The sequence below is a fragment of the Pedobacter sp. MC2016-24 genome, from assembly GCF_015223055.1.
Taxonomy (GTDB): domain Bacteria; phylum Bacteroidota; class Bacteroidia; order Sphingobacteriales; family Sphingobacteriaceae; genus Pedobacter.
The window spans coordinates 1-7,011 of record NZ_JADFBX010000028.1; the positions used below are offsets into that span (position 1 = coordinate 1).

3 protein-coding genes are annotated in these 7,011 nt (G+C 40.8%); 1 reads left to right on the forward strand and 2 read right to left on the reverse strand.

Translation table 11 applies throughout. The annotated features are described in order from the left end of the window. On the reverse strand, window positions 1-4,734 hold a 4,734-nt coding region (locus tag IM797_RS28000), incomplete at its 3' end, for an MBG domain-containing protein (protein ID WP_228099180.1). A gap of 335 nt (window positions 4,735-5,069) precedes the next feature. Between IM797_RS28000 and IM797_RS28005 the strand changes: the two genes are divergently transcribed. Beyond that, window positions 5,070-6,050 carry a helix-turn-helix domain-containing protein gene (locus tag IM797_RS28005; protein WP_194130539.1) on the forward strand — a complete coding sequence of 327 codons (981 nt, stop codon included), beginning with the start codon at window positions 5,070-5,072 and terminating at the stop codon, window positions 6,048-6,050. A gap of 368 nt (window positions 6,051-6,418) precedes the next feature. Here IM797_RS28005 and IM797_RS28010 read toward each other — a convergent pair whose 3' ends face one another. Beyond that, complete coding sequence (locus tag IM797_RS28010) at window positions 6,419-6,943, reverse strand: hypothetical protein (protein ID WP_194130540.1); 525 nt, start codon at window positions 6,941-6,943, stop codon at window positions 6,419-6,421. Window positions 6,944-7,011 lie beyond the last annotated feature (68 nt).

Sequence of the window (7,011 nt, forward strand, 5' to 3'; positions counted from 1 at the left end):
CGCATACGTACCCACATTTTCACCAGGTGATCTGGTTAAAGAACCGCTGAAGCTATCGCCTGTTACCAATGAAGGCACAAAAGCATAAGTCAGTGCGGGATCGGCATCGCCATAGGTTTTGCTTTTCGCTGCTGCTGTTACTGTAACTGTTTTCGCACCAATCGTTAAATCAGCACCAATATAAGTTAAGGTATAATTACTGCTTAGTGCCAATGTACCCTGTTTGATTGCATACGTACCCACATTTTCATCAGGTGATCTGGTTAAAGAACCGCTGAAGCTATCGCCTGTTACCAGTGAAGGCGCAATGGCATAAGTCAGTGCAGGATCAGCATCGCCATAGGTTTTGCTTTTCGCTGCTGCGGTTACTGTAATTGTTTTTGCACCGATCGTTAAATCAGCACCAACATAAGTTAAGGTATAATTACCGTTTAGCGCAAGCGTGCCTTGGTTGATCACATACGTACCCACGTTTTCGCCAGGTAAACGGGTTAATGAACCGGTAAAACTATCGCCTGTTACCAGTGCAGGAGCAATGGCATAAGTCAGTGCAGGATCAGCATCACCATAGGTTTTGCTTTTCGCTGCCGCCGTTACTGTAATTGTTTTTGCACCGATCGTTAAATCAGCACCAACATAAGTTAAGGTATAGTTGCTGCTCAAAGCCAGCGTTCCCTGATTGATCGCATACGTACCCACGTTTTCACCAGGTAATCTGCTCAGGCTTCCGCTGAAGCTATCGCCTGTTACCAGTGCAGGAGCAATGGCATAAGTCAGTGCAGGATCAGCATCGCCGTAAGTTTTGCTTTTCGCTGCTGCGGTTACTGTAATTGTTTTTGCACCGATCGTTAAATCAGCACCAACATAAGTTAAGGTATAGTTGCTGCTCAAAGCCAGCGTTCCCTGATTGATCGCATACGTACCCACGTTTTCGCCAGGTAATCTGCTCAGGCTTCCGCTGAAGCTATCGCCTGTTACCAGTGCAGGAGCAATGGCATAAGTCAGTGCAGGATCAGCATCACCGTAAGTTTTGCTTTTCGCTGCTGCGGTTACTGTAATTGTTTTTGCACCGATCGTTAAAGCCTGCTGCACATCTGCTGCAGCACTATGTGTTGCATCTCCTGCCTGACTGGCAGTAATTGTGGTTGTACCTGCGGCAATGATGTGAATTTCACCATTCACAATGGTTGCTACATTGGTATTGCTACTGGTATATGTAACCGGAATACCTGAATTATTACTTGTAGCTCCCGGGGCAAAGTTTGCATCACCATAAGTTTTTGTAGGCAATGTATTGAATGTAATGGTTTGAGAAGTGCTTGGAGTTCCATCTACCAGTACACCGGCGGTACTGCCCACATTGTTTAAAGTGGTATTTGCATTATTACCTACTGCGTCTCTGATCGTAGCTCCATTAATATTTAACCCACCTAAAGCAATACCATCCAGATCTCTATCGGTGCTCGCAACCGTATATCGAAATGAAAGTGAAGAAGTACCGCTTCCTGAAATATAATTTGCACGTACAGTGCCACCTGTATTTAAAGTCAAAGCAATATATGGTGTACCACCTGTGATGTCAACCGTAACAGCTTCCGAAAGATTAACTGTAAAATCAAGATTTTGAGCATTATTGTAGGTACCATTAGCTGGAACAGCTACCGACGAAACGGATGGGGCGGTTTTATCAATAGTGTAGGTTTCTCCTGCATAGGGTAATGTTGTAGCCACACTTGGAGAAAGACCTATTGAATTAGCCAGATTTAAAGTGATCGTTCCTGAGCCTGTGCCTGTGTTCAAAGTAACCGTATAGGTTGTGCCTCCGCCCGATACGGAAGATACAGCGGCATTGGTAATACCAGTCGTGGTTACAGAGAAAACAGTCGTGGTCATACCGGTTACCGCTTTATCAAAAGTAATGGTATATCTTATCGAAGTGGCATTAGTTGGATTTGAAGCCGCACGGACAATTGATATTACCGAAGCCGGATTAGTTACGGTTACAGTTTTAGTCGCGGTATTACTATTATTCATTCCATCATTCACAACAATGGAGATGGTCCTGGTTGCTGTATTGGGTGAACTTGCTGTATTATTGTAAGTAACGGCCCTTAAAGCCGATTGCCATTGCGCCAATGTAGCGGTACCGCCAGCCGATGATAAGGTTAATGTACCATTTGCGGTAGTATAGCTACCAACAATATTTCCATAAACAGCATTACTTGTATTGGCAAAAGCCAGAACATCCTGTGTAGTTTGCAAATTTCCGGTAACTGTTACTGTAGCATCGACGAGCGTATTGTTATCAATGTCAGAAACCGTTAAGCCATTATCTACGACAATTCCCGAACCTAAAAAAGCGGTAGATCCTCCTGTTGTGGTAACTATAGGAGCTTGGTTAGCGGCAAATACTGTAAAAGTATTGTTGTTGCTTGCTATACTCAAATTACCAGCGGCATCTGTCGCAGTTGCTTTTACGCTATGTGAAGCATAAGTGAGTGCCGACGATTGTACTTTACTCCAATTACCACTGCCATCAGTTGTAGCAGTACCTATAGATGTGTTATCTACATATACGGTAACAACACTGTTTAATTCGGCTGTACCTGTATAAGTTGGGGTTGTAGAACTCGTGCTTGATGAATTTGCAGGCGTAACCACAACAGGTGCAGCCGGGGCTTGGTTATCAATTGTAGCATTGGTACCGTCAGTCGTCGTAGTCCTGTTTCCTGCATTATCAGTAGCGGTTACGGCTATGTTTCTATTTGTGATTTGATTGAGACTCCCTGCCGCAATTACATAAGTTGCCGTCCAGGTACCACTACTATTGGTGGCAGCAACTGCTGTACCTCCGCCAAACTGACTGAAGTTGACTGTTACTGTAGAAATTACATCTGAATTGTTATCGCCAGCTGCCGTATTGTTCCAGGTGGCGGTTACTACGTCGCCTATTTTATATGTACCACCAGCACCGCTCGCACCGCTGATGCTGATTCTGGCATCAGTAACTGTTGGTGCCTGATTATCCACGGTAGCATTAGCATCATCGGCCGTAGTTGTAGGCCCGGCTGAATTTGTTGCGGTTACTGAAATATTTCTGGTTGTAGCATCAATGGTACCGGCTACAATGGTATAGGTTGCTGTCCAGGTTCCGCTATTTTCGCTAGCCGAAACTGCAGCACCGCCGCCAAACTGGCTAAAGTCAACCGTTACTGCTGTGATACCCGAATTGTTATCACCGCTGGCGGTATTGTTCCAGGTTGCCGTTACGACATCTCCAATCTTGAATGCACCACCTGTGCCACTTGCGCCGCTAATGCTGATCTTGGCGGCAGTGACCGTTGGCATTGTCGAGCCGCCCAGGTTAAATTGTTTGATATTATTAGTACCAAAACCACCGCTAAAGTTATGAGGTCCCTGCTGTATGTTCGTCCATTTGTTTGCTAATCTAACATCAGCTAAAATCGAAGCTTTTGAACCCGTAGCGCTAGTTGGGCTGTATATAGCATTGGGAAAAGGACCTGTAGCCGGAGTAGTAGTATAAGTAAAAAAACCATTGTAAAAGTTGGTGCCAGCCAACTGAGAAGGAAGCTCGCTATATACATTGGTAGTTTGCTGGATATAAGTACTACCAGTACCAACTGGAGGTATAAACCACCCTACATTGCCCGGGTCGATATTGCCGTTTGCACTCGTTCTGATATTACTAAAACCATATATAAAAGTTGGACTATCTTCACTTCCCTGGTAAATCATTAACTGATCGCCGACGACAGCCCAAGGAAGTGAAGTGGCACCAGATTGGAGCCATCCTGAGGCTTTAGAAAAGCCCGGCAACGTGGTGCCAGCTCCAGTAGAAGCACTGATATTAATAATCGAGTTTGGGGCATTATTTACACAATTCATTTTAACAATAATCACTGTGCCTGCAGATACCAATGCAGTTGGGCGCCATAAGATGGTCCCTTCTAAAGCCGTAATGGTACTATTCCATTCTTGTGTTTCATTTTTCCAACCCCTATCGGTGATAAAAATATCCTGATTGGGTTGTATATCCGCCAGCGCCACTAACGCAAACTGTCTGGTAAATGAGGTAGTCGGACTTGGTTCATCAACAACGCTGTTCATTCCAATTACCGCAAGATCGCCTTTAACCAAAGCAGTATTCGACATAGCTGGCGTATAGGTGAATTTTTTTATACCAACATAGAAATCGGCAGCATTAGTAATATTTGGAAATTGAGCATTTGTAGTAATCGTCAACACCACTTCATCAACATCGTTCCAACCCGTAAAACTATAGGGATATGAAACATTTGCATCGGCCAGATAAACGTTTTGAGTATACTTTATCGTTCCCAGTTTTCTACCCTCGATCTTGATATACTGATCCTGGCTATACGTGGAAAAATCAATTGTGTTAAAATTAAAATTCTGACCATCTGCTCGTTTGATGTATGTTTTAGCATTACCAACTGGGGTAGCATCTGCTGGGGTTCCCGATTGAAGCCAAAGCGTCTGATCGTTATACGTCCAAAAACCCGGGCTTTTAGCTGACATTGTAAATATCCAGCTTTCCTGAGCAGTGGTAGTCTGTTTAAAAAATGCTGTCCCCAATCTTGTTCCATTGGTGGGGTCACCTGTTAGATTAGCAAAATCAAGTGTTTTTGTCTGCCCATGAACAGCTATCTGAACAATCAACAAACAAATTAATAAGTAAAATTTTCTCATCATATCAACATATTATCGTATACACATATATTTTACCCTAAGTTAACAAGGGCAATTTCCATTTTTTTTAAGGGGTAATATCCTAACTGAGTATAACATTTCTGTCCTTCAGTTAGTAATGTAGAGATAGGTGGAGGGGCATTTTGCAGGTATGATTTTCTCATCATAGTTAATTTAGATATTTAATTCGAAATTAGCTTAACTATTTGAGATTGACAGTAATTATTGCCTTGTTAAAGTTTAGGATTATAATCTTAAACTATTTTTTTTGATTCAATATTTTTTCTTAAGTTCGTGAATACCAAACTACATAAGTTAATTTTCTCCCTTTTTATAAGATGCCTGACTCTATTGTTGTCCAGCAAGTCATTAACCAACTCAATGCTTTTCATCCGCTAAGTAAAAATCTCGCATGCGAATTTGCCACTAAATCTTTTAAGGTATCTTTAAAAAAGAACGAGTACTTAATGAGAAAGGGAGAGTATAGCCCTTATCTATATTTTATAGTAGAAGGGATTTTAGCTGCATTATTTGTTTCGCCTAAGCAAACTGTCACCACATTCATCTCTGTATCGGGGGATTTTTTATGCGCCATTGAAGGGATGTACGGACTCGTCCCCTGCGATGAAGATGTTAGGGCCGAAGCCGATTCCACGCTCATCGCAGTTAAGGCCCAGGACCTGCTCCGTTTCTTTGAGGATTACCCTGAGATGAACATCCTGATGAGGAAAATTCTCGAACGCTATTATAAAATCGCACACCATCGGTCTGTTTTTTTTCGTGTAGGTTCAATTCAGGATAAATATGAATACTTTTTGAATGCTTACCCCAATCATGCTGAAAAAATCCCCGTTGAAGTGATTGCCTCGTTTCTGAACGTTAAAATAAATACGCTGCAAAAGATCAGGCAGCAGAGGGTACAACAGCAGAAAAACCGTACAGCGATATCACAATCAGATATAGAATACTATTTAGTTCAGACGAATATTTTTCTCAGAAAGAAGCTAACTTTAATGGAGCTATCTGGTAAACTGAGCATTACTCCACACGAATTATCACGTTTACTTAACCTTTACTTTAATAAAAATTTTAACAGCTTTATCAACAGTTACCGTGTAAACTATGTTTTGGACCAATTGTCGGTGAAAAACAACTTAAAACAATACAGCCTGGAGGGACTAGGTTCAGCAGCCGGTTTTTCTTCCAGAAGTTCCTTTTTTAATGAATTTAAGAAACATGTAGGCGTCACTCCCTTTAATTATTTGAATTCAACTAAGCAGCCCATCCATGTATCAAAGGAAATAGATCTGCCACATTAACTACACAGTTCCAAACAGACCGTTATCCTATTGTTCTTATTGTGCTATTTCTATTGTTTGTTGTTGTGCTTTTTCTATTGTTTGTTGTTGTGCTATTTTTATTGTTTAATGCAAAATACATGATTATTATTCTTTTACCTCCTTTCTTAAATGTATAGCTTAACATTATCTATTGTTGTTGATGCTATAAAAAGAAGTGCAGGCATGAACACCTTTTTTTCAAAATCAGAATTCAGTAGCAATATCAATGACGAGATCAACTCGGCGATTGAAGTTACCAGCGAAGAAAATCTGATGGATAGCCTATAAAGAACCAGGATTTAATTGAATATAATCCTGGTTCTTTCTTTTAAACGCTTATTAATTTGCTATTTAATTATAATATTGGTTAAAATCTGATCAATAATGGCTCTCGACTTCGTTTCTTCGCCCTCTAAATATCTTAGTGAACCGCGAATTGAATAAGTAAAGTCACTATTGACAACGAAAAAGTTATAGTAGCAGTGGTAAGCCGCCTTATTTCTGTCCAATAGAATTTGATTTCCATTGATCGTAATATTAGAAATATAGAAGTATTTGTCAGTTATTCCTAGGCTTTTTTTTCTGTTTTTCTTTGACAGTTCAAGACCTTTAAGATAATTCCTATTTCCATCTACATTATAACCATTAAAGGTTAATAGCATCCCATCTACCTCATAATTATTCTCTGCATCCGCGTTTGCAATAAGTTCTTCTACTTTAAGCTTCTTGTCTAATGTTTCATTCCGCTCTTTTTTTGTCAGCTTTTTTGCTTGTGTAGGCAATGTGATTGTTGCCTTTTCAATTTTTATCTGGCTTATTGCAGAATAGCTACAAAGGCAGAATAAAATCAGGATACTGATTCTTTTTTTCATTTCAATTAATGGAATTTGCTATGCTGAAAGCCCTAATTTACGATCGGCTTGGTGTTAATTTACGTCGC

Bases quoted from the DNA above. Each gene is read 5' to 3' on its own strand.
- IM797_RS28010 (WP_194130540.1), bottom strand. From the start codon at position 6,943: ATGAAAAAAAGAATCAGTATCCTGATTTTATTCTGCCTTTGTAGCTAT.
- IM797_RS28005 (WP_194130539.1), top strand. From the start codon at position 5,070: ATGCCTGACTCTATTGTTGTCCAGCAAGTCATTAACCAACTCAATGCT.